Here is a 26,932-nt window from a genome sequence, read left to right as displayed (position 1 = left end):
AGCTGGCTTGCCAGCGATTGAAGCGACTCGGTTCAGGAGAAAGCGCGATCTAGAAATCGCGCTTGTAGAAGATATCCAGCGAACTGGCCACGCCACTCGCCGCCTCGACATAGACCTTCTTGCTCAGCTTGTAACGCAGCGCAATGGTGCTGGCCGGTTCAAACACGCCAACGCCATAACGCAAACTGAGCTTCTCGGTAATATTGCCGCTGGCCACCACGCTGGTGGCATCGCCGCTGCCCGCCGTGTCGAGCTGGAAGTCCTGAATCCCCAGATCCTTGGCCAGACCGCTGGTAACCCCGGAACTGCCCATCAAGCCCAGACCCAACGCCGCTTGCGCGAGCATGTTGTTGTCCTCGCCGCTGGTGCTCAGCGGACGGCCGAGCACCAGATAGGACAACGCCTGCTCCTGGCTCATCGCCGGCTCGGAGAAGATCTGCGTGGTCGGTTGCTCGGCGCTGCCACTGAGGCGAATACCGGCGATCACATCGTCAGTCTGACGGATCGCTTCGATGTCCAGATACGGCTGATCGAGGGGGCCGGCGAACAACAGACGTGCACGGCGCACTTGCAGGCGCTGGCCGTAGGCACTGTAGCGGCCATCGTTGAGCCAGAGTTCGCCACGGGTGTCCATGTTGTCGCCGATGTGCACATGACCTTGCACGTTGGCGGTCAGACCAAATCCGGCGAAGGCCAGTTTGTCTTCGCCAACCACCACGTCGATGTCCATTTTCATCGCCATCGGCGGCTTGCCCTCTTCGGTCTGCGCACCGACGATGATCGTGTCATCGGAGACTTTCACCGTGGATGGCGGCAACTCACGCACGGTGATTTCGCCTCGGGGCACCTGCACTTTGCCGGCGATTTTCAGCTCGTCGCCGGCCATGGAAATCTTCAGGTCCGGCGCCACTTCCAGCTTGGCATAAGGCTCGACGGTGACCGGCAATTGCGTGCCCTTGAGCGCCAGATCGACCATCAGTGCCTGGCCCCAGGCGACGTTACCGTTGAGGCTGCCCTGCCCGCTCTTGCCACTTTTCCAGCCGCCATCGAGGCGCACCGATTCGCCGGCAATCAGGGCGGTAAGTTGCAGATTCTGCAGTTCCATCGGCAACTCGGCACCGGACACTTCGCCGTCGCTGAGCTGCACGGTGCCGTTGACCAACGGCGCCAGCAATCCGCCGGAAATGGTGCCGCTACCATTCAGGCGCCCGGTTAGTTTTTCGACCATCGGAACAAACGGCCGCGCCACCGAAAGATCAAGCCCGGAGAGGCGGAACGAACCACTCAGTGGTTTGTTTTTCGGCAGCGGATTGAGCTGCGCCTGCACCAGCAACTCGCCGAGTTTGCCGCCGACGAAGTTGAGTTCAGTGTCGACGCGTTTCGGCGTCAGTTTGCTGGTGAGTTTCAGGGTCTGGTACGGAAAATCCAGCCACTGATCCTTTTCCTTCATGCGCAAGGTGCCGCCGCTGGCGTCGACGCTGACCACGCCGTTGGGCCCGCTGGCCGGCAGGTCCAGTTGCAGGTCGGCGTTGAGCTTGCCTTGCCAGGCGAAGTCTTTCGGCAGCCATTGCGCCAGACTTTCAATCGGGAACTGCTTGAGGTGGTAACGCAGTTTCGGCTCCGGCATCAGCCGTTGATCTTCACCGCACAGGCTGGCATTGCCGGACATCCAGCAATGCGCGCCGAAGTTGATTTTGCCGTCAGCGAGGCGTTCGAGTTTGGCCGGGCTTTGCAGTCTCCAGTCCTGGCCGCCGGCCTGAATATCGCCGCTGGCCAGGCGGCCACGCCAGTTGCCCTTGTCCAGATTGCCGTCCAGACCGAGGGCGAGTTTCAGCTTCGGCCCGATCAGGTCGAGGTTGAGTTTCTGATTCTTGATGTCGCCCTGAGCGCTAGCGGTCAACGTGCCCAGGTTGGTGTCACCGGCCTGAATGCCGCTGCCTTTCAGATCGATCTTCGCCCGTTGTGCACTGTCGAGCGTGGCGTCGAGGTTGAGGCTTTGCAGGCGATTATCCTGGAACGCCAGTTGCGAACCTTGCAGGTCGAGTTTGCCCTGCGGCGCCTTCAGCGTGCCAGCCACATTGACCTGACCGTTGACCTGCCCGCGCAGCTGCGGCCAGAGCTGGGCCAAACGCGCCAGCTTGATGTCGATCTGCCCGGTGAGTTTCTGCTGCAGGCTGCCCTTGCCGTTAATGCTGTTGTCGCCGAGGCGGATTTGCAGGGCGTTGAGGTTCCACTGTTCGCCAGCGCCGTCAGCCTTGGCCTGGAGGACCGCCGGTTGCCCGCGCAGTTTGCCTTTCAAGTCAAGGTCGGCGGTCAGGCTCAGGCGTTCGTTTTTCATTTCGCCCGTGCTTTTCAGCGGTCCAGCTAACGTGCCCGGCAATTCGGCGACCCAGTACGCCGGGTTGAGAGCCGACAGTTCCAGCGCGGTGTCCCAGGCGATGCCATCGGCGAACTGTACGTTGACGTGCCCTTCGGCCTTGCCCTGCCCGGCTTCCATTGTCAGTTGCGGCAAGGCGATCTGTTTCAGGCTGCCGCTAAACGGACTGCTCAAGGTAAACGCGCCCGCCGGGCCATCCAGTGCAGCGGCGAAGTTGCCGAGGTACTGACCATCGGTGTAGGAAACTTCGCCCGTGAAGGTACGCAAAGCCACTTGTGGCTCGTCAATTTCGTTATAGAGCCGGTGCCACGGAAAGTCCTGCCAGTTGATATTGGCTTGGGCGCTGAGGCCTTTGCTCCAGTCGACACTGCCGGTGAGTTTGAGGCTTTGCTTGTCGTTGGCCGTCAGGTCGAGGCCGGCAATCTGCGCGCCGCTGGCGTCGACTTTGCCTTTGAGCAGCAGCGCGACCGGGCCTTTATCGGCGGGCAGCGTGGCGTTGCCGTTGAGCTGGTAACCGTTTTTCAGGTCGCCTTCGCCGGTCAGTACCAATTGATTGAGTTGCAGCGTGTCCGGCAGGTCGGCGCTCGGCTTGAACGCGTCGGAAGTGATGCGCACCTTGGCCGGCAGGTTTTCCACCAGCGGTTGCAACTCGCCGCTCAACTGGCCGTCGAGGTAGCCACGGCTATCGGCGTGCAGGTTGAGGGTTTTCAACAGGTCGCCGTCAATCTTCAACGCCAGCGTCCACGGCCCCGTGCCCGGTGACGGAAGCGTCAGGTCACCGGCGATGTTCAGCGGCCAGTTGCCGCTCGGTTCAAGGGTGCCGGACAGGTTCAGGCTGAGCTCGTCGCGCTGCAATTTCACGCTGTCGATCTGCATGCCCTTGGCGGTCCAGTGCGCCGCCAATTGCAAGCCCTTGAGCTGTTCGCTGCCGTTGAACAGCAGGCTACCGACCTGCACGTCGCCCAGTTCGATGGCCACCGGCAATTGCAGATCCGGCAGTTTGATCGGGCCGCTCTCGGTGGTTTCTTCACTCGGCGGGAATTGCAGAATGACCTGATCAGCCTTGAGCTGTTCGATGCACAGCGTCATGCGCATCAGACACAGCGGTGACCAGGCGAAGATTGCCTTGTTCAGCTCGACGCGACTGCTGTCCTGCTGCCACAGCAGATGATCGGCGCTCCATTGCCCGCCGAGGCGACCCTGGAAATTCTCCACTGTCAGACCCGGTACGAGGCCCAGCACCCAGCGGCTGCCGGCCGCCGTGCCGAGTACGGCGGTGACACTCAACACAATCAACAACACCAGCGCCAACAACGCCAGCGCCGTAATTTTCAAACCACGCTTCACAGCTCAGGCCCCATGGAAAAGTGCAGCCGGATGCCGCCATCGTCGTCGAGTGCGTGGGCCAGGTCGAGGCGGATCGGCCCCACCGGCGAAACCCAGCGCACACCAATACCGACACCAGTCTTGAGGTTCGGCAGTTCGAGTTTATTGAAGGAGTTGCCCTGGTCGACGAAGGTCGCGACGCGCCATTTCTCGGCGATCGAGTATTGATACTCGACGCTGCCGGCGACCATGTAGCGGCCGCCGATTCGATCGCCATCAGAGTTTTTCGGCGACAGGCTCTGGTAGTCGTAACCGCGCACGCTTTGATCGCCACCGGCGAAGAAGCGCAGCGACGGCGGGATCGAGTTGTAGCCGTTGGTGGCACTGCCGCCGACCTGCACGCGACCGAGCAAGCGGTGTTTGTCGAACACCGTGGTCAGGCCTTTGACCAGCGCCGTGCCATACAGAAGGTTGTTGTCCGAGCCGAGGCCTTCCTTCGCCACTTTGCTTTCGAAGCTCAGGCGATAGCCGTTGTGCGGGTCGATGCGGTTGTCGCTTTTCAGGTACGAATAACTGATGCCGGGCATCAGCAAGGTACTCAGGCCGGAGTCGTCACCGAGTTCGTACTCTTCGCGCTGCCATTTCAGCGAGATCACTCGCTGCCAGCCGCTCGGTAATTTGCTGTGCCATTCCGGGCCGAAGGTCAGCAGTTTGCTGAGCGTGTCGGAACCGTCGATGTCTTCGAATTGATAACCGCCGGCCCAGCGCAGTTTGTCGGTCAGCGGCGGGTCGAGCGGGATGTCATAGAACAGCCCGACGTTTTGCCGTGGCGCCGAGAGTTCGGCTTCCCAGCCATAGCTGTCGCCTTGCGGGTTGACCCAGTGGCGCGTCCAGTTGGCTTTGATGCGTGGCCCGACGTCGGTCGAATAACCGAGGCCCAGGCCCATGGTGCGGGGCTTGCGCGTGTCGAGTTTGACGTCGACCGGAATCACATCGTTTTTTGCTGCGGTGGGTGCGGCATCGACGCGTATGCCTTCGAAATAACCGCTCGATTGCAGATCGCGGTTCAATTCGGCGATCAGCTCGGAGTCGTAGGGTTCGCCTTCCTTGAACGGCACCATGCGTTGCAGCAGGTCTTCGTCGAACGGCGTGTCGCCTTCGAATTTGACTTTGCCCAGCGCATAACGCGGGCCGCTTTCGTAGATCAGTTCGATGTCGGCCACCCCGGCGCGCGGGTCGACCATGAGTTTTTGACTGGTGAAACGGCCACTGAAAAAACCGAAGCGCGAGGCCTGATTCTGAATAAGTCTTTTGGCGTCTTCGTAACGGCCATGGTTGAGCACCGCGCCGGACTTGAGCGCGTCGCTTCTCGGTACACGAAAGGATTTGAGGGAGGCCGCCGGGCCGTCGACACGGATGGTGACGTTGCGCAGGTGAATCGGCTCGCCGGGATCGATGTTCAACACCAGGCGCGGTTTGTCGCCGCCCTTGACGTCACTTTCGATCTGCGGCTGGTAGTAGCCCAACGCCTGCGCCGCTTTGCGCGCCTGCTCTTCAGCACCGCGACTGAAGCGCTGCAGGGCTTCTTCGTCACGGTCGCCGAGGCTGCCGATATAGCCTTCTATATTGGCTTTAAGTTCATCGTTGGACGGTTTGATCCGCACGTCCAATTCACTTTGCGCCAGCGCCGCGCAGCTGGTTAACAGCATGAGCACGCCACTGGTAAATCTTCCTGGAAACTTCATAGGCGCGGATGCTATCACGGGCTTGGGAGCGTGATAGAACAGGAAATTTCCCAAGAAGTTCGATTGTTATGCTGTTGCAGTTTGTAACACCTGCGGATTGGCGTGGAAAAACACGTGTTCGCGCACCGGCCCGACCGCAACTTCGCCGATCTCTTCGTATCCCTGCCTTTTATAGAATTCCAGGTAACGCGGGTTGCCAGTGTCGAGCACCACGCCTTGCGAGGTTTCGTCGACAGCACACCAATTGTGGACCGCCGTGAGCAATTGTTCGCCGAAGTGTTTGCCCTGAAATTGTGGGTGAATGCCCAGCAGCGGCAGCATGTGCACGGAATCGCTGGGCACGCAGGCGGCGACGGCATCGTGGTATTCCAGATAGCGGCGGGTGCAGCGGAAACCGGTGCTGAGCACCATGCGCAGGCGCCACGCCCAACTTTCGGTGATGCCCAGGCGCCGTTGCGGCGGCGCGATCAGGGCGATGCCGATCAGGCGATCGTTGACCAACAAGCCGATGGCGGGCAGGTCCTGGAGAAAATGCTGTTTGACCAGCTCGCGCACCGTGGCGCGTACGCGCTGTTCGTAGCCGGGACGTTCAGCTTCGAACAGGTAGCCGAAGGTCGGCTCGTGGCGATAGGCCTGATACAGCAACGAGCGGGCTTCGCGGGAATAACCGCGGTCGAGCATGTGGATGTCGGCAACGGCGGTCTGGCTTTCAGGCATTGCAGTGATTCTCCCCGGGGGCGCGTTCAAATGGCGGCGCTCTTGTTGGTACGAACCTTGGGCGGATGTGGTGGTTCCCCTGACAGGTTAGACCAGCCTCGGATCTTCATCGACTGGGAGGGCCTCATCGCTGGCAAGCCAGCTCCCACAGTGTCTGCGTCGTTCAAAACATTTACATACACCACAGAAACCTGTGGGAGCTGGCTTGCCAGCGATTGGGGCCGGGACAGGTGCTACAAATCCCACAGGCCAAAATGATTTCTCTCACACTGGCCCATCTCCCCCATGTCAGCTAGCATCGCCCTTTTGCCAGGACTGCCGACCATGAAGATCGTTTCCTTCAACATCAACGGACTGCGGGCCCGTCCGCATCAGCTGGCAGCGCTGATCGAAAAACACCAGCCGGACGTGATCGGCCTGCAGGAAACCAAGGTCCACGACGACCAGTTCCCGCTCGAAGAAGTCCGCGCCCTCGGCTACCACGTGCATTTCCACGGCCAGAAAGGCCATTACGGCGTGGCCATGCTCTCGCGCAAGGAACCCATCGCCATCCACAAAGGTTTCGCCACCGACGAAGAAGACGCCCAGCGTCGCTTTATCTGGGGCACCTTCGCCGACGCCAATGGCGTGCCGGTGACCATCATGAATGGCTATTTCCCCCAGGGTGAAAGCCGCGACCACCCGACCAAATTCCCCGCCAAGCAGCGTTTCTACAGCGATCTGCAAGCGCTGCTGGAAAGCCAGTTCCATAACGAACAACCGCTGGTGGTGATGGGCGATGTGAACATTTCCCCGGAAGACTGCGACATCGGTATCGGCCCGGACAACATGAAGCGCTGGCTGAAAACCGGTAAGTGCAGCTTCCTGCCGGAAGAGCGCGAGTGGATGGCACGCCTGAAGAACTGGGGCCTGACCGACAGCTACCGTCACCTGAATCCGGACGTGACCGATATGTTCAGCTGGTTCGACTACCGCAGCCGTGGCTTTGAAGATGAGCCGAAACGTGGCCTGCGCATCGATGTGATTCTGGCGTCCCATGGTTTGTTGCCGCGAGTGAAGGCCGCCGGTGTCGACTATGAATTGCGCGGAATGGAAAAGCCGTCCGACCATGCGCCGATCTGGCTTGAACTCAGCTGATATCAGCCAGGATCAAAAGATCGCAGCCTTCGGCAGCTCCTACATTTGGAATGCGTTCCCCTGTAGGAGCTGCCGAAGGCTGCGATCTTTTGGCCTGTCATTTTTTGGTCATGCGCCTGACTTAATCTCCCCGGCAATCCCCTTGGCTTGATTCGGTGCCGGCATGATCCTGCGTGTTTTGTGCGTTTTTCTCTTGAGTGCCTGGCTGACGGTTTCTGCCGCCGCCCTGCCCCTTCCTGAAAACGGCCCGGCATTGCGTATTCAGGGTTCCAACACCATCGGCGCCGAACTCGGCCCGGCACTCGTTGAAGGCCTGCTGCAAGCGCAAGGCCTGCTGAAAATCCACCGCGAAACCCCCGACACCGCCAACGAACTGCGCATCGTCGGCCAGACCGGCGAAGGTCAACGCGTGGTCGTTGAAGTCGCCGCCCACGGCTCCAGCACCGGTTTCTCCGCGTTGAAAAATGCCAGCGCCGACCTGGCCGCGTCTTCCCGCGAGATCAAGGACAGTGAGCTGCAGACTCTGCAATCACTGGGCGATCTGAAAAGCCCCGCCGCCGAACAAGTCATCGCCATCGATGGCCTGGCGATCATCCTTCATCCCGACAATCCGCTACAGCAACTCGACACCGAGCAACTGGCGCGGATCTTTGCCGGCGAGGTGAAAACCTGGGAAGACCTCGGCGGTCGTGGCGGTGCGATTCATTTATATGCACGGGATGATCAATCCGGCACCTACGACACGTTTAAGGAATTGGTCCTCAGCCGGCGTGGGAAAAGTCTGAACAGCGCCGCGAAAAGGTTTGAGTCCAGCGAACAATTATCCGACGCCGTCAGCGCGGATCCGCAAGGCATCGGTTTCATCGGTTTGCCTTATGTGCGCCAAGCCAAAGCCGTGGCGATTGCCGATGGCGCATCGCAATCCATGCTGCCGCTCAACAGCCTGATCGCTACCGAAGACTATCCACTGTCGCGACGCTTGTTCTTCTATCTGCCACCCGAAAGCAACAATCCTTGGGCGAAGGCGTTGGTGACGTTCGCGCAAAGTCGTCAGGGCCAGGCGATCGTCGCGGCCAACGGTTTTATCAGTCAGACCGTGCAGGCCATAAGCGTTGCGCCGAATGCGCTGATGCCTGAGGGCTATCAATCCCTCAGCCGTCACGCCCAGCGTCTGACGGTGAATTTCCGCTTCGAGGAAGGCAGTGCGACGCTCGATAACAAGGCACGTCAGGATCTGGCGCGGGTGTTCGACTATATAAAGCGCCACGACAAGACCGAACGGGCGGTGACGCTGGTGGGTTTTGGAGACGCCAAGGACGACCCGGCGCGGGCGGATTTGCTCTCGAAGCTGCGGGCGATGGCGGTACGACGGGAGTTGGTCAAGAACGGCGTGGTGTTGCGTGAGGTTCGTGGCTTCGGCGCGTTGATGCCGGTGGCGGCGAACAATGCGGATGAGGGCAGGATCAAGAATCGGCGGGTTGAGGTTTGGGTGTATTGAGTCTGATGTTGATGTGTTGCACCTGCTGACGCCATCGCTGGCAAGCCAGCTCCCACAGATTTCTCTGGTGTTCACAAAATTTGTGTTCACTGGAGATCCCTGTGGGAGCTGGCTTGCCAGCGATGAACGCTAACGCGGTGCTGAATCAGCGCTCGCTACGCAGCATTTCCTTCGGCACATACTTGCCGATCTCGAATTTACCGATCGCCGCGCGGTGCACTTCGTCCGGGCCGTCGGCCAGGCGCAGGGTGCGCTGCATGGCGTACATGTAGGCCAGCGGGAAATCGTTCGACACCCCGGCCCCGCCATGCATCTGGATGGCCCGGTCGATCACCCGCAGCGCGACGTTCGGCGCAACGACTTTGATCTGCGCGATCTCGCTCTTCGCCACTTTGTTACCGACGGTGTCCATCATGTACGCCGCTTTCAACGTCAGCAGACGCGCCATGTCGATTTCCATCCGCGAGTCGGCGATCTTGTCGACGTTACCGCCCAGACGCGCCAGCGGCTTACCGAACGCCGTGCGGCTCACCGCCCGTTTGCACATCAATTCCAGCGCACGCTCAGCCATGCCGATCGAGCGCATGCAGTGGTGAATCCGGCCCGGGCCAAGACGACCTTGCGCAATTTCAAAGCCGCGTCCTTCACCCAGAAGTACGTTTTCGTACGGCACACGTACGTTGTCGAACAGGACTTCGGCGTGGCCGTGAGGTGCGTCGTCGTAACCGAATACCGGCAATGGACGGACGATTTTCACCCCGGGGGTGTCGACCGGCACAAGGATCATCGAGTGCTGCGCATGGCGCGGTGCATCGGGATTGCTCAGGCCCATGAAAATCAGGATTTTGCAGCGCGGATCGCAGGCGCCGGAGGTCCACCATTTTTTGCCGTTGATGACCCACTCGTCACCATCACGCACGGCGCGGGCGGCCATGTTGGTCGCGTCGGACGAAGCCACATCGGGTTCGGTCATGGCGAATGCCGAGCGGATTTCGCCACGCAACAGCGGTTCGAGCCAGCGCTGTTTCTGTTCTTCGTTGGCGTAGCGCACCAGCACTTCCATGTTGCCGGTATCCGGCGCCGAGCAGTTGAACGGCTCCGGGCCGAGCAGCGAGCGGCCCATGATTTCTGCCAATGGCGCGTATTCGAGGTTGGTCAGGCCGGCACCGAGTTCCGACTCAGGCAGAAACAAATTCCACAAGCCTTCGGCCTTGGCCTTGGCTTTGAGTTCTTCCATGATCGCCGTCGGCTGCCAGCGATCGCCTTCGGCAACCTGGCGTTCGAACACGGCTTCAGCCGGGTAAACGTAAGTGTCCATGAACGCGGTCACGCGCTCACGCAGTTCTTGCACCTTGGGCGAATAAGCGAAATCCATGATCAATTACCTTCTTGGGCAGAGGTTGTTCAAGTCATGCAATCGATGCTAGAACAGCGCTGATAATTTACCTAGCCTATTCTCGGCGTGTATAAACATTCATCACCGATATATGATCGGCTGATTGCCAGCCCTTAAAAACACCGCCCTTAATAACAAGAGAAGCCGCGTTATGAATCTGAGTAAGGTCGACCTCAACCTTTTCATCGTCTTCGACGCGATCTACACCGAAGCCAACCTGACCCGCGCCGGGCAGATTGTCGGCATCACCCAGCCTGCGGTATCCAACGCTCTGGCACGGTTGCGCGAGACTTTCAACGACCCGCTGTTTGTGCGCACGGCTCAGGGCATGGTGCCGACGCCAATGGCGCAGAACATCATCGGCCCGGTGCGCAACGCCCTGTCGTTGCTGCGTGTGTCGGTTCAGGAAAGCCGCATTTTCAACCCGGCGCAAGCGGTCAAGACCTACCGCATCAGCATGACCGACCTCACCGAGGCGGTGATTCTGCCGCCGCTGTTCCAGCGCCTGCGCCGTCTGGCGCCGACGGTGATCATCGAAAGCTTCTTGTCCAAGCGCCGCGAGACCACCAAAGAACTGGCCGCCGGGCGTCTGGATTTCGCCGTGGATGCGCCACTCAACACCGACCCGCAGGTGCGCCACGTCAAGCTGATGGAAGACCGTTACGTATGTGCGATGCGCAAGGGCCATCCGATGGCGGGCAAGGAAAAACTCTCGCTGGATGATTATCTGTCGCTGACCCATATCCATATTTCCAGCCGCCGCAGTGGCCTGGGTTATGTCGATCTGGCGCTGGGCAAAATGGGCATTCAACGCAAGATCGCCCTGCGTTCGCAGCACTATTTGATGGCCTCGCAAGTGATGCAGCAGACCGACATGGTCATGACCGTGCCGGAACGCTTTGCCCGTCGCCATGAACTGCAGGCGTTTAACCTGCCGGTGAATGATGTGCCGCCAGTGGAGACACATCTGTATTGGCATGAAAGCACTGACCAGGATCCGGCGAATCGCTGGATGCGCGAGCAGATGATCGAGTTGTGCCAACAGGTGACGGCGCAGGAGAAGAAGCTGGATAAGCAGGTGGTGTAAGGAAAGATCAAAAGATCGCAGCCTTCGGCAGCTCCTGCATTTGGAATCTATCCCCCCTGTAGGAGCTGCCGAAGGCTGCGATCCTTTTCTTGCTTGACGTAAACGTCAACCTACCATTAGCTTAGCGCCAAGACCTTTTTCGAGCGCTTCCATGAGCAGCCAGACTTACAGCATTTCCGACCTCGCTCGCGAGCTGGACATCACTACCCGGGCGATCCGTTTTTATGAAGAGCAAGGCCTGCTCAGCCCTGAGCGCCGAGGCCAGGAACGCATCTATTCACCGCGCGACAAGGTCAGCCTGAAGTTGATCCTGCGCGGCAAGCGCATCGGTTTCTCGCTGGCCGAATGCCGTGAACTGATCGAACTTTACGACCCGTCCAGCGGTAACACCAAACAGCTCAACAGCATGCTGGCGAAAATCAGCGAACGCCGCGAACAGCTTGAGCAGCAGTTGCTCGACATTGAGCAGATGAAACTCGAGCTCGATACCGCCGAAGAGCGCTGCGTGCAGGCGCTGGAGCAGACGCTCAAGAGCCAGCAGGCCGTTCAGTAACAACCCCATTCCCTGTGGGAGCGAGACTGCTCGCGAATGCAATTTGTCATTCGACATCTATGGTGATTGACCCGGCGCATTCGCGAGCAGGCTCGCTCCCACAGGGGGATATCCGCAGATTTCAGATAACTACAGCAGGTCAGCCCATGTCCCTCCCCTCCCAAGTACGCCTGATCGAAGTTGGCCCGCGCGATGGCCTGCAGAACGAAGCCCAACCGATCAGCGTCGCCGACAAGGTGCAACTGGTCGACGCCCTCAGCGCTGCCGGCCTTGGCTATATAGAAGTCGGCAGTTTCGTTTCACCGAAATGGGTGCCACAGATGGCCGGTTCCGCCGAAGTGTTCGCGCAGATCCAGCGCAAACCCGGCGTGACCTACGGCGCGCTGGCGCCAAATCTGCGTGGCTTTGAAGATGCGATTGCTGCCGGGGTCAAGGAAGTCGCGGTGTTCGCCGCCGCCTCCGAAGCGTTCTCGCAGCGCAACATCAACTGCTCGATCAGCGAAAGCCTGGCGCGCTTCGCACCGATCATGGAAGCGGCGCAACAGCACGGCGTTACCGTGCGCGGTTACGTGTCGTGTGTGCTCGGTTGCCCGTACGAAGGCACGGTCGCGCCGGAGCAAGTGGCGATGGTCGCCCGTGAGCTGTACTCAATGGGCTGTTACGAAGTTTCGTTGGGCGACACCATCGGTACCGGCACCGCAGGCGCGACCCGTCGCTTGTTTGAAGTGGTGTCGGCGCAGGTACCACGGGACAAACTCGCCGGGCACTTTCACGACACCTACGGCCAGGCCATGGCCAATATTTACGCCAGCCTGCTCGAAGGTATTTCGGTCTTCGACAGCTCTATCGCAGGCCTCGGCGGCTGCCCGTACGCCAAAGGCGCGAGCGGTAACGTTGCCACCGAAGACGTGGTGTACCTGCTCAACGGCCTGGGCATCGAGACCGGCATCGACCTGGACGCCTTGATTGCTGCGGGCCAGCAGATCAGCGCGGTGCTCGGTCGCCCGAGCGGTTCGCGCGTGGCCAAGGCTCGCAGCGCACAGTGAGGGGGGAAGGTGTTACCGCTGTGTCCGGAATGTGGGTTCAAGCGAGTAACACGGAAACAAATTGTCTGGTTTCGACAGGGTTGAAATTCGCCTGAATTTTTAAAGCATTGATTTTAAAGGTTTTTTAGAAGTTGGCACGGCTTCTGCTATCTCTATGGCATAACAAGAATAAAAAGCAGCAAACCAATAAAAATAAGACGTACCGACTCTGACATAACAAAAACAACACGGCAGAGACGCAGCTAACAGATTTTTTTGGAGAAGGTGTGCTTTTCAGGGTGCTCTCAGGAGTGACCCGCAACCGGGCAGAGAATAATAAAACTACCTTCAGGTAGCTCCCGAATCGGTTGGATCGCTTGGCGAGAAAGTAGATCAGCGCTCAAAAAAATACGTTTGCTCTTGACCCCGGATGGGGGTCGCCAAAAACAGCGGTAAAGGGCCACGGTTGCCAAAAACAACAACAGACCGACCCTCAATAATAAAAAAGAGCACGCGACGACAAAATTAAAGGGGAGCTTCGGCTCCCCTTTGTGCTTTCTGTGATTCTTCAATTCCCCCGAACCCCTGTGGGAGCTGGCTTGCCAGCGATTGCGGTAGATCATTCAACATTGATGCTGGCTGACCCGACGCCATCGCTGGCAAGCCAGCTCCCACAGTGTTTGTGTTCACCGCTCGATTGTTTTCAGCTCTTCGATGCTAATTTCGCGCATCCTGAATTTCTGGATCTTGCCCGTTACCGTCATCGGAAACTCTTCAACGAATTTGAAGTGCCGTGGCGTCTTGAAGTGCGCGATGCGCTCCTTGCACCAGGTTTGCAACTCCAGTTCGGAGGCGCTGTGGCCGGGGTGGAATTTGATCCAGGCAACAATCTCCTCACCGTAACGCGAACACGGAATGCCGATCACCTGCACATCCGCCACCGCCGGATGGGTGAAGAAAAACTCCTCCAGCTCACGCGGATAAATGTTCTCGCCACCGCGAATGATCATGTCCTTGTTACGCCCGGCGATGTTGACGTAGCCCTCCTCGTTCATGCTCGCCAGGTCGCCGGTGTGCATCCAGCCCGCGTCATCAATCGCTTCGGCGGTGGCCTGCGGATTGTTCCAGTAGCCGAGCATCACACTGTAGCCACGGGTGCACAGTTCGCCGATGGTGCCGCGCGGCACCAGGTTGCCGGCCTCGTCGATGATCTTGCTTTCCAGTTGCGGCTGGGTGCGGCCGACGGTGGTCACGCGCAGTTCCAGCTCATCGTTCGGCCCGGTCTGCAGCGACACAGGACTGGTTTCCGTCATGCCGTAGGCGATCTGCACCTCATTCATGTGCATCTCGCTGATGACCCGACGCATCACTTCGATCGGACACGTCGCGCCGGCCATGATCCCGGTGCGCAGGCTCGACAGATCGAATTCGCCGCGTTGTGGCTGGTCGAGCATGGCGATGAACATGGTCGGCACGCCGTACAGGCCCGTGGCTTTTTCCTCAGCGACGGTTTGCAGGGTCTGCAACGGATCGAAGGCATCGTTGGGGTAAATCATCGTGCTGCCGTGGGTAATGCAACCGAGGTTGCCCATGACCATGCCAAAGCAGTGGTACAGCGGCACCGGGATCACCAGGCGATCGCGCGGGGTCAGGCCGATGCTTTCGCCGACCATGTAACCGTTGTTGAGGATGTTGTAGTGGCTGAGTGTCGCGCCCTTGGGGAAACCGGTGGTGCCGGAGGTGTACTGAATGTTCACCGCTTGGTCGAAGTGCAGGCTGTCGCCGCGTTCGCGCAATTGTTCGGCGGAGATGCTGGTGGCCAGATCGGCCAGTTGCGACCACGGCAGAAAACCTGACGGCGGTTGCGCGTCGAGGCTGATCACCCCGCGCAATTCCGGCAGGCGCTCGCTGCGCAATTGGCCGATGGATTGCTCGGCCAGTTCCGGCACCAATCCTTGCAACATGCCGTGGTAATTGGAGGACTTGAATGCCCCGGCGCAAACCAGCCATTGGCAGCCGGATTGCTTGAGCACGTATTCGAGTTCGGAGCTGCGATAGGCCGGGTTGATGTTGACCAGGATCACGCCGATTTTCGCCGTCGCGACTTGAGTGATGCACCACTGCGCGCAGTTCGGCGCCCAGATCCCGAGCCGATCCCCCGCCTGCAAACCCAGGGCAAGCAGCGCTCTGGCGTGCAGGTCCACCGCATCGGCCAGCTGTCGCCAGGAATAGCGCAGTTGCTGATGGCGCACGACGAGCGCTTCGCCGTCAGGGTATTGCGCGGCGGTGTGATCGAACTGCTGCCCGATGGTCATCGCCAGCAAGGCTTTGTCCTGAGAACCGCGGGTGTAACTGCGCTGCGGGTTTGCACTGGGTTGATCCATGACGACCCCTATTGTCTTTATTAGTGGGTTTGCCGGATTTGACCCTGTGGGAGCGAGCCTGCTCGCGAAGAGGCCAGCGAATTCAACATCCACGTTGACTGATCTGACGCTTTCGCGAGCAGGCTCGCTCCCACGAGGTCTGCTCCGTTTCAATCTTGAACTGCCCCTACTCTCGCTCAAGTTGACGTTAACGTAAAGGGTGATTGACAGCCATTCGTCACAGGCTTACGTTAACGTAAAGGTGAGAGCCGAGTGACCGCTCTCCCCACCCTACAAAAAAGCCAAAAGGTGACCCATGAGCTATCCATCCCTGAACTTCGCCCTCGGTGAAACCATCGACATGCTGCGCGATCAGGTTCAGTCCTTTGTCGCCAAGGAGATTGCCCCGCGCGCGGCGCAGATCGACAGCGACAACCTGTTCCCCGCCGACATGTGGCGCAAATTCGGTGACATGGGCCTGCTTGGCATCACCGTGCCGGAAGAGTACGGCGGCGCGGGCCTGGGTTACCTGGCGCATGTGGTGGCAATGGAGGAAATCAGCCGTGGTTCGGCTTCGGTCGCCCTGTCCTACGGAGCCCACTCCAATCTTTGTGTCAACCAGATCAACCGCAACGGCAACCACGAACAGAAATCCAGATACCTGCCCAAGCTGATCAGCGGCGAACACGTCGGCGCCCTCGCCATGAGCGAGCCGAATGCCGGTTCCGACGTGGTCTCGATGAAACTGCGCGCTGACAAACGCGGCGACCGTTTCGTCCTCAACGGCAGCAAAACCTGGATCACCAACGGCCCCGACGCCAACACCTACGTGATCTACGCCAAGACTGATCTGGAAAAAGGCCCGCACGGCATCACCGCATTCATCGTCGAGCGCGACTGGAAAGGCTTCAGCCGCAGCAACAAGTTCGACAAGCTCGGCATGCGCGGTTCCAACACCTGCGAGCTGTTCTTCGATGACGTCGAAGTGCCGGAAGAAAACATTCTCGGCGTGCTCAATGGCGGCGTGAAAGTGTTGATGAGCGGCCTCGATTACGAGCGCGTGGTGTTGTCCGGCGGCCCGACCGGGATCATGCAGTCGTGCATGGACCTGATTGTGCCGTACATCCACGATCGCAAACAGTTTGGCCAAAGCATCGGCGAGTTCCAGCTGATCCAGGGCAAAGTCGCCGACATGTACACCCAACTCAATGCCAGTCGCGCCTACCTCTACGCGGTGGCCCAGGCTTGCGAACGCGGCGAAACCACTCGCAAGGATGCCGCCGGGGTAATCCTCTACACCGCCGAGCGCGCCACGCAAATGGCCCTCGATGCGATCCAGATTCTCGGTGGTAACGGTTACATCAACGAATTCCCGGCAGGTCGTCTGCTGCGCGACGCCAAGCTGTACGAAATCGGCGCCGGCACCAGTGAGATCCGTCGCATGCTGATCGGTCGCGAACTGTTCAACGAAACCCGCTAAACGGAGCTGGCCATGGCAACCTTGCACACTCAGCTCAACCCGCGTTCAGCGGAGTTCGCCGCCAACAGCGCGGCAATGCTCAAACAGGTCGACGCCCTGCACACCCTGCTCGCCCAAGTGGCCCAGGGTGGTGGCGCGAAAGCTCAGGAACGCCACACGTCACGCGGCAAACTGCTGCCACGTGAGCGCATCAATCGCTTGCTCGACCCCGGCTCGCCGTTTCTGGAAATCAGCCAATTGGCTGCCCACGCCGTTTACGGTGAAGACGTGCCGGCCGCCGGGGTGATTGCCGGGATCGGTCGGGTTGAAGGCGTCGAGTGCATGATCGTCGCCAACGATGCGACGGTGAAAGGGGGTTCGTACTACCCGCTGACCGTGAAAAAACACCTGCGCGCGCAGACCATCGCTCAACAGAATCGTCTGCCGTGCATCTATCTGGTGGACTCGGGCGGCGCCAACCTGCCACGCCAGGACGAGGTGTTCCCGGATCGTGAGCACTTCGGGCGGATCTTCTTCAATCAGGCCAACATGAGTGCGATGGGCATTCCGCAAATCGCCGTCGTTATGGGCTCGTGCACCGCGGGCGGCGCTTATGTGCCGGCGATGGCCGACGAAGCGATCATGGTGCGCAATCAGGCGACGATTTTCCTCGCCGGCCCGCCGCTGGTGAAAGCCGCGACTGGTGAAGTGGTCAGCGCCGAAGATTTGGGCGGTGCCGATGTGCACTGCAAGATTTCCGGGGTCGCCGACCATTACGCCGAGAGCGACGAACACGCCCTCGCCCTCGCCCGCCGCAGCGTTGCCAACCTCAACTGGCGCAAACTAGGTGAAGTGCAACAGCGTGCACCGATTGCTCCGCTCTACAACAGCGATGAGTTGTACGGCGTGGTGTCGGCCGACGCCAAGCAGCCGTTCGATGTGCGCGAAGTGATTGCGCGCCTGGTCGACGGTTCGGTGTTCGATGAATTCAAGGCGCTGTTCGGCACCACATTGGTCTGCGGCTTCGCTCATCTGCACGGTTACCCGATTGCGATTCTGGCGAACAACGGCATCCTTTTCGCCGAAGCCGCGCAGAAAGGCGCGCACTTCATCGAACTGGCCTGCCAGCGCGGCATCCCGCTACTGTTTTTGCAGAACATCACCGGCTTCATGGTCGGCCAGAAATACGAGGCCGGCGGCATCGCCAAGCACGGCGCGAAACTGGTAACGGCTGTGGCTTGCGCGAAAGTGCCGAAATTCACCGTGATCATTGGCGGCAGCTTCGGCGCGGGGAACTACGGCATGTGCGGGCGCGCTTACGATCCGCGCTTCCTGTGGATGTGGCCGAACGCGCGGATCGGCGTGATGGGCGCCGAGCAGGCGGCGGGCGTATTGGTGCAGGTCAAACGCGAACAGGCTGAACGCAGTGGCCAGGGTTTCAGTGCCGAGCAGGAAGCCGAGATCAAGCAACCGATCCTCGACCAGTATGAAGAGCAGGGTCACCCCTACTATTCCAGCGCACGGTTGTGGGACGACGGCGTCATCGACCCGGCGCAAACCCGCGATGTGCTGGCCCTGGCCCTGTCCGCGTCGCTGAACGCGCCAATCGAACCGAGCCGCTTCGGCGTGTTCCGGATGTGATCGGGAGAATCTCATGAGTGATTTCAACACCCTCGAACTGCAAAGCGACCCACGGGGTTTCGCGACGCTGTGGCTCAACCGCGCGGAAAAGAACAACGCCTTCAACGCCGAGATGATCCGCGAGCTGATCCTCGCGCTGGACAAAGTCGCCAGCGACGCCAGCCTGCGTTTTCTGCTGGTGCGTGGCCGTGGCAAGCACTTCAGCGCCGGCGCAGATCTGGCGTGGATGCAGCAATCGGCCGAGCTCGATTACCACACCAACCTCGACGATGCTCGTGAACTGGCGGAGCTGATGTACAACCTCGCCAAGCTGAAAATCCCCACCGTGGCCGTGGTGCAAGGCGCGGCGTTCGGTGGCGCGCTGGGGCTGATCAGTTGCTGTGACATGGCAATTGGTGCCGATGACGCGCAGTTCTGCCTGTCGGAAGTGCGCATCGGTCTGGCGCCGGCGGTGATCAGTCCGTTCGTGGTGCAGGCCATCGGCGAACGCGCTGCGCGTCGGTATGCCCTGACCGCCGAGCGTTTCGGCGGGCAACGTGCGCGGGAAATCGGTTTGTTGTCGGAGAGCTATCCTGCGGCAGAACTCGATCAGCAAATCGAGCAGTGGATCAACAACCTGTTGCTTAACAGCCCCGCGGCGATGCGCGCCAGCAAGGACTTGCTGCGTGAAGTCGGCAACGGCGCATTGACCCCGGCGCTGCGCCGCTACACCGAAAACGCCATCGCCCGCATCCGCGTCAGCCCGGAAGGTCAGGAAGGCTTGCGCGCCTTTCTGCAAAAACGTCCACCGAGCTGGCAAGCCGTAACCACCACCAAGGAGCCGCGTTGATGAGCGCACCTGTTCTCACCACCCTGCTGGTGGCCAACCGTGGCGAAATCGCTTGCCGCGTGATGCGTACTGCCAAAGCCCTGGGCCTGACCACCGTTGCCGTGCACAGCGCCACCGACCGTGAAGCGCGGCACAGCCGTGAAGCGGACATTCGCGTCGACCTCGGTGGCAGCAAAGCGGCTGACAGTTATCTGCAAATCGACAAATTGATCGCGGCGGCCAAGGCCAGTGGCGCGCAAGCGATTCATCCGGGTTACGGGTTTCTCTCGGAAAACGCCGGATTCGCTCGCGCCATCGAAGCCGCCGGACTGATTTTCCTCGGCCCGCCCGCCTCGGCCATCGATGCCATGGGCAGCAAGTCCGCCGCCAAAGCGCTGATGGAAACCGCCGGTGTGCCGCTGGTGCCCGGTTATCACGGCGAAGCGCAGGACCTCGACACCTTCCGCGACGCCTGCGAACGCATCGGTTATCCAGTGTTGCTCAAAGCCACAGCCGGCGGTGGCGGCAAAGGCATGAAAGTGGTCGAGGACGTCAGCCAACTCGCCGAAGCCCTCGCCTCGGCTCAGCGTGAAGCGCAGTCTTCGTTCGGCGATTCACGGATGCTGGTGGAGAAATATCTGCTCAAGCCGCGTCACGTGGAAATCCAGGTGTTCGCCGATCAGCATGGCAATTGCCTGTATCTGAATGAGCGGGATTGCTCGATTCAACGGCGCCATCAGAAAGTCGTCGAAGAAGCGCCGGCACCGGGCCTGTCCCCGGAATTGCGTCGCGCCATGGGCGAAGCGGCCGTGCGCTCGGCGCAGGCGATCGGGTATGTCGGCGCCGGTACGGTGGAGTTCCTGCTGGATGCACGCGGTGAGTTCTTCTTCATGGAGATGAACACTCGGTTACAGGTCGAGCACCCAGTGACGGAAGCGATTACCGGTCTTGATCTGGTGGCCTGGCAGATCCGCGTTGCCCGTGGTGAAGCACTGCCGATCACTCAGGAACAAGTGCCGCTGAACGGCCATGCGATTGAAGTGCGCTTGTACGCCGAGGATCCTGCGAATGACTTCCTGCCGGCGACCGGACGTCTGGCGTTGTATCGCGAGTCGGCCAAAGGGCCTGGGCGCCGGGTGGATAGCGGGGTTGAAGAAGGCGATGAAATTTCGCCGTTCTACGACCCGATGCTCGGCAAGCTGATTGCCTGGGGCGAGGATCGCGAACAGGCCCGGTTGCGTTTGTTGAGCATGCTCGACGAGTTTGCGATTGGCGGTTTGAAAACCAACATCAACTTCTTGCGGCGGATCATTGCGCACCCGGCGTTCGCGGCGTCGGAACTGGATACCGGGTTTATTCCGCGTTATCAGGAGCAACTGCTGCCTGCTCCGGGCACGCTGAGCGATGCGTTCTGGGACGCTGCGGCTCAGGCGGTGGCGCACAGCCTGCCACAATTTGCACGCCAGGATGACGCTGCTTCGCCTTGGTCTCTCAACAGCGGTTTGCGTGCGGGGCTGCCGCCGGAAATCACCTTGCATTTGAGTTGCGAGGGCCAGGATCGCGCCTTGACCCTGAATGCTGCCGGCCACGCCAGACTGTCCGGCGAAGCACTTATAGTCGAGCACGAGGGCGTTCGTCGTACGTTGCGTGCGATTCGCCAGAGCGATGTGCTTTACCTGCAATGGGAAGGCGAGTTGCGCCGTATCGAGACGTACGACCCGATCAGCGCTGTCGAAGCCAGTCACAGCCATCAGAGCGGCTTGACCGCGCCGATGAACGGCAGCATCGTCCGTGTGTTGGTGGAGGCCGGGCAATCGGTTGAGGCCGGCGCGCAACTGGTGGTGCTGGAAGCGATGAAGATGGAACACAGCATCCGTGCGCCGCATGCCGGGGTGATCAAAGCGCTGTATTGCCAGGAAGGTGAAATGGTTGGCGAAGGCAGCGCTTTGGTTGAACTGGAAGCAGTATGAACGGGAGATCGATCCTGCGCATGGCGAGGATCGATCTGACTAGTAACGCGCCGTTGCCTGCACCACAACACCGATGATTCGGCACTCATCGGTCAGCAGGGCTTTCGGCCACGTCGGATTGAGCGGCACCAGGTAACGCTGGCCGCCCTCTTCGTCGAGTTTGCGGAAAATCGCTTCAGTGCTGTCGGGCCACTGCGCGATCACCAGTTTGCCGGGCACCGCTTCGGCGGCCGGGTCGACCAGAATCAGCATGCCTTCGGCAATACTCTGGCCACTGGGTGCGGTCATTGAGTCCCCCGTCACCGTCAACCAGAATGCCGGGCCACGCGCGTGATAATCCGTCAGCTCGAAGCGCTGTTTGCCGGCCGCCTTGGCGTAGGACGCCGGATCGCATTCGCGCACTTCGCACGTCGTCTGCCAATCACTGACCGGGTAACGGAAATACGGGTTGTACTTCTGCGCCAGCGGCATCTCGTCCTCGGGCGTTGGTTGCGGTTCACGGATCACCAGCACCACTTCGAGGAAATCCATGCCCAGCGCTTGCAGCACGCGGTTCATTTCAGTGATACCGGGTTCGCGACGCTTGTTCAGCCAATGGCCGATCCCGCCCTGGGACATGCCGACGCGCTCTCCGAGCTCTGTTTGAGTGATTTTGAGTTCACTCATCTTGGCCTTGACCAACTCAATCCATTTATCCATGTGCAGCACCTTACGTGGACGCCTTCGGCCGGCAAAACACATATTGTAGTATTTAAATTCTCGTCACAACTACACAGAGTACTATCCTGAAGGCACGGATTTTCAATCGACCAAGGAGTGCCCGTCATCATGAATATCAGCAGCAAAGACTTGCCCGATTTGCAAATGGACACCACCTTCACCTCGCCTCAAGGCAGTGCGGCGGCACAGCGAGCGCTCGACTATTACTTGAAACCAGCTGTGTCAGAACCTGAGGTTGACGAACGTTTTTTCGATGTCAGGCGCCATCTCAGTGGCGAAGAAGCCCTGGTGCACGCCTCGGACTTGTTGCGCTGTGCAGCGGCGACTGCATTCAAGGCAGCCGAAAACCTGCAAGGCGCGAGTCGCGATCTGGCCTTTTCAGTGGTGCACATGGTGGATATGGCGCGGGCGATGGTCGACCATTCACTCGATGGTGAGGAAGTCTAAGGAAAGGTAGTACGGACGGACAGGAAAGAATTTTCCAATCGCGCAGGTAAAAACATTTGACTTGCAAATGATAATGATTATTATTGCATGCAGCTGATCGCGAGATCAGTCGATGGACCAGAGACCTTAGGTCGGTCTTCTGGACTATCTCCTCATCAGGCTAATCACGGTTTTTGACCCGGCTTTTTGCCGGGTCTTTTTTTGCCCGTTTTTCGGGCTTATGGCTTCAGGCTAATGAAGTCTTCAGGTGCTGCAAATTCGATGGCGCGGATAATATCAAAAGAATATCGGTTGGCAAGCGAAGCCCGGCCACATTGGGGCAAACTAATGACAATTAGCACTTGAGAATCAATTGCACAGTCTCTAAGCTGCTTGCGCGTCACGGAGGACGCCCCCCGCCAAACCCCGCAATTCCCCTCGGTTTCAGCCCTGCCTGCGTGTACAGTAACGGCCATAAAAATCATATTCAGGAATCGATTATGACCGTGGGCAAATCTTCGTTCGACATCAGTGCCAACTTCGACAGCGGCAACATCCAGGTTATCGACATCAGCAATCCGCTCAATCCGGTTCTGGCCATTCGCCCGGATACCCGCAGCGCCCATTTCCAGTGGTTCCATTTCAAGGCCAGCGGCCTGCATGTCGGCCAGGAACACTGGTTCCGCCTGAACAACGCCAGCCAATCTACCTACAGCAAGGGCTGGCCGGGTTATCAGGCTGTAGCGTCTTACGATCATGTCAACTGGTTCCGCGTGCCGACTATTTACGAAGGCGACTGCCTGCGCTTTTGCCTGGAAGCTACCCAGACCCACGCCTGGTTCGCCTACTTCGAACCCTACAGCCGTGGCCGTCACGACTGGCTGATCGAGCAGGCGCTGACCAAGGCCGGCACGGAATTATTGGCGACCGGTAAAAGTGTCGAAGGTCGCGACATTCAATTGTTGCGCAAAGGCACGGGCGCCGAAGGCCAGCGCAAAATCTGGATCATCGCTCAGCAGCATCCGGGTGAGCACATGGCTGAATGGTTCATGGAGGGCGTGATCGAGCGTCTGGAAAGACGCGATGATCCGGTGCTGAACAAGCTGCTCGCCAGTGCCGATCTGTACCTGGTGCCGAACATGAATCCAGATGGCGCGTTCCATGGCCATCTGCGCACCAACGCCATGGGTCAGGATTTGAACCGGGCCTGGCAGAACGCCAGCCAGGAGATCAGTCCCGAGGTGCTCTTCGTCCAGCAGCAAATGGAAAAGTACGGCGTCGATCTGTTCCTGGACGCCCATGGCGATGAAACCATTCCTCACGTTTTCACCGCCGGCTGCGAAGGCAATCCAGGCTATACGCCGCGCATCGAGAAGCTTGAAGAGCACTTCCGCAATCACCTGAAACACACCACCAAAGAGTTCCAGACCAAGTACGGCTACACCCGCGACGAACCGGGCCAGGCCAACATGACCCTGGCGTGCAACAGCGTCGGACAGAAATATGACTGCCTGTCGCTGACTCTGGAAATGCCGTTCAAGGATCACGACGACCATCCCGACAAAGTCACCGGCTGGTCGGGTAAACGCTCCAAACAGTTGGGTAAAGACGTGCTGACGACCATCGCTGACATGGTTGATACCCTGCGCTGATCCCCTCCTCCGTCCGGTAAAGATCGCAGCTTGTCTGCGATCTTTTGCTTTTTGCCATTCACACTCTCGCGCAAACAGGTTGCAAAATAAAACCTGCACCAATACCGTGACCAAGGTTTTATTTTGAAACCTAAAAGGATGCGGGATATGAAACCTCTCAAAAGCACTGCCGTGTTGCTGTTCTCCGTGGCCTGCGGTCTGGCCGTGGGCAATGTGTATTACGCCCAGCCATTACTGGACGCGATGGCCGAGGCGTTTGCCATGTCGCCGGCGACCATCGGCATCGTCATCACCCTGACGCAAATCGGCTACGGCATCGGCCTGGTGTTATTGGTACCCCTTGGCGACCTGCTTAACCGCCGCAAATTGATCGTCAACCAGACACTGCTGTCGGCTGTGGCGTTGTTGATGATCGCGTTGGCGCCCAACAGTGTCTGGTTGTTGCTCGGCATGACCCTGACAGGGCTGCTCGCAGTAGTGACGCAGGTGTTGGTGGCTTACGCCGCGACGCTGGCCATCCCGGCCCAACGCGGGCGCGTGGTCGGTGTAGTCACCAGCGGTATCGTCGTCGGCATCTTGCTGGCGCGAACGGTCGCCGGCGGTATGGCCGATCTGGCCGGATGGCGAGCGATTTACTTCCTGTCAGCCGGGCTGACACTATTGATGGCGTTGCTACTGTTTCGCATTCTTCCCAAACATGAAGCCCCACAGCCGACAACTCGCTACCTTGCACTGATCGCTTCGGTATTCAGCCTGTTCAGAGAAGAACCGGTGCTGCGCCAACGCGCGATCCTCGCGTTGCTGACTTTCGCCAGTGCGATGGTGCTGTGGACGCCGATGGTGTTGCCACTGGCCGCCCCGCCACTGTCCCTGTCGCACAGTGAAATCGGACTGTTCGGACTGGCTGGCGCCGCCGGCGCGCTGGCTGCCGCACGGGCCGGGCATCTGGCTGATCGCGGACTCGGGCAATGGGTCAGCGGTCTTTCGCTGTTGCTGATGCTTGCTTCGTGGCTGCCGATTGCCCTGACTCAATCCTCGCTGTGGGCATTGCTGCTCGGCGTAATCACCCTTGATCTGGGTCTGCAAGCCGTGCACGTCACCAGCCAGAGCATGATCTACAGCGTGCGCCCCGAAGCGCAAAGCCGTCTCACCGCCGGATACATGCTGTTCTATTCGATCGGCAGCGCGCTCGGTTCCATCGGCTCGACCGCGATGTACGCGTGGGCCGGCTGGATCGGCGTGTGCCTGCTCGGTGCGGGCATCAACGCCGTGGCGCTGGCGTACTGGTGGCTGACCCTGAAACGCGGCGCACCGGTACGATGCGCCACGCAAACGGGTTAGCTGCGTTCGCGACCACGCAACATGCTGTCGAGCACCTCGTCGCGGCGGATCCAGCCATGAAACAACGCCGCCGCCAGGTGCAGCAGCACCGTCAGGAACAGCAGATAGGCCAGATACCCGTGAGCCTTGCGCAGAAACGCAAACAACTGCGCATCGGCCGGAACAATCGCTGGCAACTGCAACGTTGTGCTGAGCATCACCGGCTCACCCGAAGCGCTGATCATCGCCCAACCGAGCAACGGCAACACCAGCATCAATGCGTACAACAGCAAATGCGAAGCCTTGGCCGCCAGCACCTGCCAGCCCGGCAGATCGGCTGGCAGCGGCGGCTGGCGCGTGGTGAGCCGCACCAGCAAACGCACAATCACCAGCGCCAGAATCGCGATGCCCAGCGGTTTGTGCAGATGGATCAGCCATTCATGCCGCTCGGACACCGAGGTGACCATGCCGGCGCCGATAAACAGCATGGCGATGATCATCAGCGCCATCAGCCAGTGCAGCAGCCGCGCCAACAGGGCGAAATGCGTCGGTTGGGTGCTCATGGGCGAGCCTCCTGTTTGGCGGCGGGCAACTGGCTGACTTCGCTGGTGCGGCGCAGGTAGGAATTGGCGTAACCGGCGGAACGGGCCGCGAGCAACGGGTCGTCGGAACCCTGAATGCCGGCTGGCAGTACCAGCGGGTCATAGTTGATGTCACGGCATTCGCCGCTCAATTGCGGCTGGGTCTTTTCCAGCACCAGCGTGCCGGCGTTCAACACTTTGCGCCCCTCGGGCCAGGTCTTGCTGGCGTCGTTCACTGGATCTTCAGGGTTGGCCAGGGTGATATTCAACTGAAAACGCAGCGGCGCCGCCGCCAATCGTTGCACCAGATCCTTCTCGAGAAAATCGCCGCCCTCCGGCGCACTGGCGCCCGCAGCATCGTGCGCCAACGGGGTCATGCTCCAGCGCACGGCCTGCTTTTTACCGCTGGCATCGACCAGATAAAACGCGTTGACGCTGTTATAGGTTTCAGTGGCGTAACTGGCCGACGGTTTGGCCGTCTTCACCCAGGTCAGAAACGGCACGGTTTCCGGGTGCGCGGCGAAAAACGCCGGGACTTTGGCCGGGTCAGGTTTACCGGTGGCAGGGTCTGGCGATTGCGCCTGCTGCAATTGATAAAACGCTTCAGGCGTACCGACCGGGAACACCGGCATGCTGTTCATCCCGGTGCGCCACTGCTGCCCGTTGGCCTGGGTAAAACGCAACGCCAGACTGCGAATCGGCACGCTGCTGTCCGGTGCGTACGGATTGCCTGCCGGCAGGGCAAAACGCCCCACCACCGGAGTCCGCGGCTCGTTGAACACCTGCGCGGTGGAGAATACTCGTGCCTCACCACTGCTTTCGAAATGCCCGATCACGCACACGCCTTTGGCGTGGTTACGGCGAAACCCAGGATGCACGCCGTTGTTCTTCTCCAGCACATCGACCAGCGCTTTCGGCGTCAGACGTTGTGGGTCGAAGTTACCGTGAACGTAGGCAAACGCCCCCGCCACTGCGGCGACTACCACGGCAATGCCGCCCAGACGCAATATCAGGCTCGCGGCACTCAGTGGCGGGCGCTGCGGCCCGCCGGGCGGTGAAGCGTTGGGTGATGAACGATCAACCATGAAAAACTCCAGGGCCATCGGCCACAAGTAGGAAGAATCAGCAAGA

General features: G+C 59.9%; 20 protein-coding genes. 12 read left to right on the top strand and 8 right to left on the bottom strand.

From position 1 onward, the window contains the following. Window positions 1–49 precede the first annotated feature (49 nt). From M9827_RS19230 to M9827_RS19220, 3 genes are all read right to left on the bottom strand, one after another. Window positions 50–3,724 (bottom strand): translocation/assembly module TamB domain-containing protein, encoded by a 3,675-nt coding sequence (locus tag M9827_RS19230; RefSeq protein WP_250606653.1) that lies wholly within the window; start codon window positions 3,722–3,724, stop codon window positions 50–52. Next, window positions 3,721–5,448, bottom strand: coding sequence for an autotransporter assembly complex protein TamA (locus M9827_RS19225; protein ID WP_250606651.1), 1,728 nt, complete (start codon window positions 5,446–5,448; stop codon window positions 3,721–3,723). Before M9827_RS19225 ends, M9827_RS19230 begins: the two co-directional genes overlap by 4 nt. Before the next feature lie 66 nt (window positions 5,449–5,514). Further along, entirely contained in the window at window positions 5,515–6,165 is a 651-nt protein-coding gene (locus M9827_RS19220) for a GNAT family N-acetyltransferase (RefSeq protein WP_250606650.1), read from the bottom strand. A gap of 324 nt (window positions 6,166–6,489) precedes the next feature. Between M9827_RS19220 and xthA the strand changes: the two genes are divergently transcribed. Further along, complete coding sequence (gene xthA, locus M9827_RS19215; RefSeq protein ID WP_150693888.1) at window positions 6,490–7,302, top strand: exodeoxyribonuclease III; 813 nt, start codon at window positions 6,490–6,492, stop codon at window positions 7,300–7,302. 163 nt (window positions 7,303–7,465) lie between these two features. After that, window positions 7,466–8,800, top strand: a complete 1,335-nt coding sequence (locus tag M9827_RS19210) for a substrate-binding domain-containing protein (RefSeq protein ID WP_250606649.1) — start codon at window positions 7,466–7,468, stop codon at window positions 8,798–8,800. 145 nt (window positions 8,801–8,945) lie between these two features. Here the strand turns inward: M9827_RS19210 and M9827_RS19205 are convergent, their stop codons facing one another. Then, complete coding sequence (locus tag M9827_RS19205) at window positions 8,946–10,175, bottom strand: acyl-CoA dehydrogenase (RefSeq protein WP_134178261.1); 1,230 nt, start codon at window positions 10,173–10,175, stop codon at window positions 8,946–8,948. Between the two features lie 172 nt (window positions 10,176–10,347). Here M9827_RS19205 and M9827_RS19200 point away from each other — a divergent pair, with 172 nt between their 5' ends. The 3 genes from M9827_RS19200 (at window position 10,348) to M9827_RS19190 (ending at window position 12,882) form a co-directional block, all read left to right on the top strand. After that, window positions 10,348–11,283 (top strand): LysR family transcriptional regulator, encoded by a 936-nt coding sequence (locus M9827_RS19200; RefSeq protein WP_007917233.1) that lies wholly within the window; start codon window positions 10,348–10,350, stop codon window positions 11,281–11,283. A 151-nt stretch (window positions 11,284–11,434) separates the two neighbouring features. Further along, window positions 11,435–11,836 carry a MerR family transcriptional regulator gene (locus M9827_RS19195; protein ID WP_064117756.1) on the top strand — a complete coding sequence of 134 codons (402 nt, stop codon included), beginning with the start codon at window positions 11,435–11,437 and terminating at the stop codon, window positions 11,834–11,836. Window positions 11,837–11,982: 146 nt separating this feature from the next. After that, window positions 11,983–12,882 (top strand): hydroxymethylglutaryl-CoA lyase, encoded by a 900-nt coding sequence (locus tag M9827_RS19190; RefSeq protein ID WP_250606647.1) that lies wholly within the window; start codon window positions 11,983–11,985, stop codon window positions 12,880–12,882. Window positions 12,883–13,547: 665 nt separating this feature from the next. Here M9827_RS19190 and M9827_RS19185 read toward each other — a convergent pair. Next, window positions 13,548–15,245, bottom strand: a complete 1,698-nt coding sequence (locus M9827_RS19185; protein WP_250606645.1) for an AMP-binding protein — start codon at window positions 15,243–15,245, stop codon at window positions 13,548–13,550. 295 nt (window positions 15,246–15,540) lie between these two features. Between M9827_RS19185 and M9827_RS19180 the strand changes: the two genes are divergently transcribed. The 4 genes from M9827_RS19180 to M9827_RS19165 are packed head-to-tail and all read left to right on the top strand — an operon-like array spanning window position 15,541 to window position 21,102. Continuing rightward, a complete protein-coding gene (locus M9827_RS19180; protein ID WP_250606643.1) occupies window positions 15,541–16,704 on the top strand; it encodes an isovaleryl-CoA dehydrogenase in 1,164 nt (387 codons plus the stop codon). Between the two features lie 12 nt (window positions 16,705–16,716). After that, window positions 16,717–18,324 carry a carboxyl transferase domain-containing protein gene (locus tag M9827_RS19175; RefSeq protein ID WP_250606642.1) on the top strand — a complete coding sequence of 536 codons (1,608 nt, stop codon included), beginning with the start codon at window positions 16,717–16,719 and terminating at the stop codon, window positions 18,322–18,324. A gap of 13 nt (window positions 18,325–18,337) precedes the next feature. Then, complete coding sequence (locus tag M9827_RS19170; RefSeq protein ID WP_250606641.1) at window positions 18,338–19,153, top strand: gamma-carboxygeranoyl-CoA hydratase; 816 nt, start codon at window positions 18,338–18,340, stop codon at window positions 19,151–19,153. Beyond that, complete coding sequence (locus M9827_RS19165; RefSeq protein ID WP_250606640.1) at window positions 19,153–21,102, top strand: acetyl/propionyl/methylcrotonyl-CoA carboxylase subunit alpha; 1,950 nt, start codon at window positions 19,153–19,155, stop codon at window positions 21,100–21,102. Before M9827_RS19170 ends, M9827_RS19165 begins: the two co-directional genes overlap by 1 nt. A gap of 39 nt (window positions 21,103–21,141) precedes the next feature. Here the strand turns inward: M9827_RS19165 and M9827_RS19160 are convergent, their stop codons facing one another. Then, the gene (locus tag M9827_RS19160; protein ID WP_250606639.1) at window positions 21,142–21,801 is read right to left on the bottom strand and encodes a LexA family protein; all 660 of its coding nucleotides are present in this window, start codon (window positions 21,799–21,801) and stop codon (window positions 21,142–21,144) included. Between the two features lie 129 nt (window positions 21,802–21,930). Here M9827_RS19160 and M9827_RS19155 point away from each other — a divergent pair, with 129 nt between their 5' ends. The 3 genes from M9827_RS19155 (at window position 21,931) to M9827_RS19145 (ending at window position 25,241) form a co-directional block, all read left to right on the top strand. Then, window positions 21,931–22,269 (top strand): DUF6124 family protein, encoded by a 339-nt coding sequence (locus tag M9827_RS19155; RefSeq protein ID WP_250606638.1) that lies wholly within the window; start codon window positions 21,931–21,933, stop codon window positions 22,267–22,269. A 479-nt stretch (window positions 22,270–22,748) separates the two neighbouring features. Continuing rightward, the gene (locus M9827_RS19150) at window positions 22,749–23,900 is read left to right on the top strand and encodes a M14 family metallopeptidase (RefSeq protein ID WP_250606636.1); all 1,152 of its coding nucleotides are present in this window, start codon (window positions 22,749–22,751) and stop codon (window positions 23,898–23,900) included. Between the two features lie 147 nt (window positions 23,901–24,047). After that, window positions 24,048–25,241: an MFS transporter gene (locus M9827_RS19145; protein ID WP_250606634.1), complete on the top strand. Its 1,194-nt coding sequence runs from the start codon at window positions 24,048–24,050 to the stop codon at window positions 25,239–25,241. Here the strand turns inward: M9827_RS19145 and M9827_RS19140 are convergent. After that, window positions 25,238–25,783: a cytochrome b gene (locus M9827_RS19140; RefSeq protein WP_250606633.1), complete on the bottom strand. Its 546-nt coding sequence runs from the start codon at window positions 25,781–25,783 to the stop codon at window positions 25,238–25,240. The two genes, M9827_RS19145 and M9827_RS19140, sit on opposite strands and share 4 nt — an antisense overlap. Continuing rightward, the gene (locus tag M9827_RS19135; protein ID WP_250606632.1) at window positions 25,780–26,886 is read right to left on the bottom strand and encodes a catalase family peroxidase; all 1,107 of its coding nucleotides are present in this window, start codon (window positions 26,884–26,886) and stop codon (window positions 25,780–25,782) included. The genes M9827_RS19140 and M9827_RS19135 overlap by 4 nt, the downstream gene beginning before the upstream one ends. Window positions 26,887–26,932: the final 46 nt, after the last annotated feature.

Source organism: Pseudomonas sp. AKS31 (genome assembly GCF_023634765.1).
GTDB lineage: Bacteria > Pseudomonadota > Gammaproteobacteria > Pseudomonadales > Pseudomonadaceae > Aquipseudomonas.
Note: the sequence above shows the minus strand (reverse complement) of the source record. Positions and strands in the feature narration are given on the sequence as shown.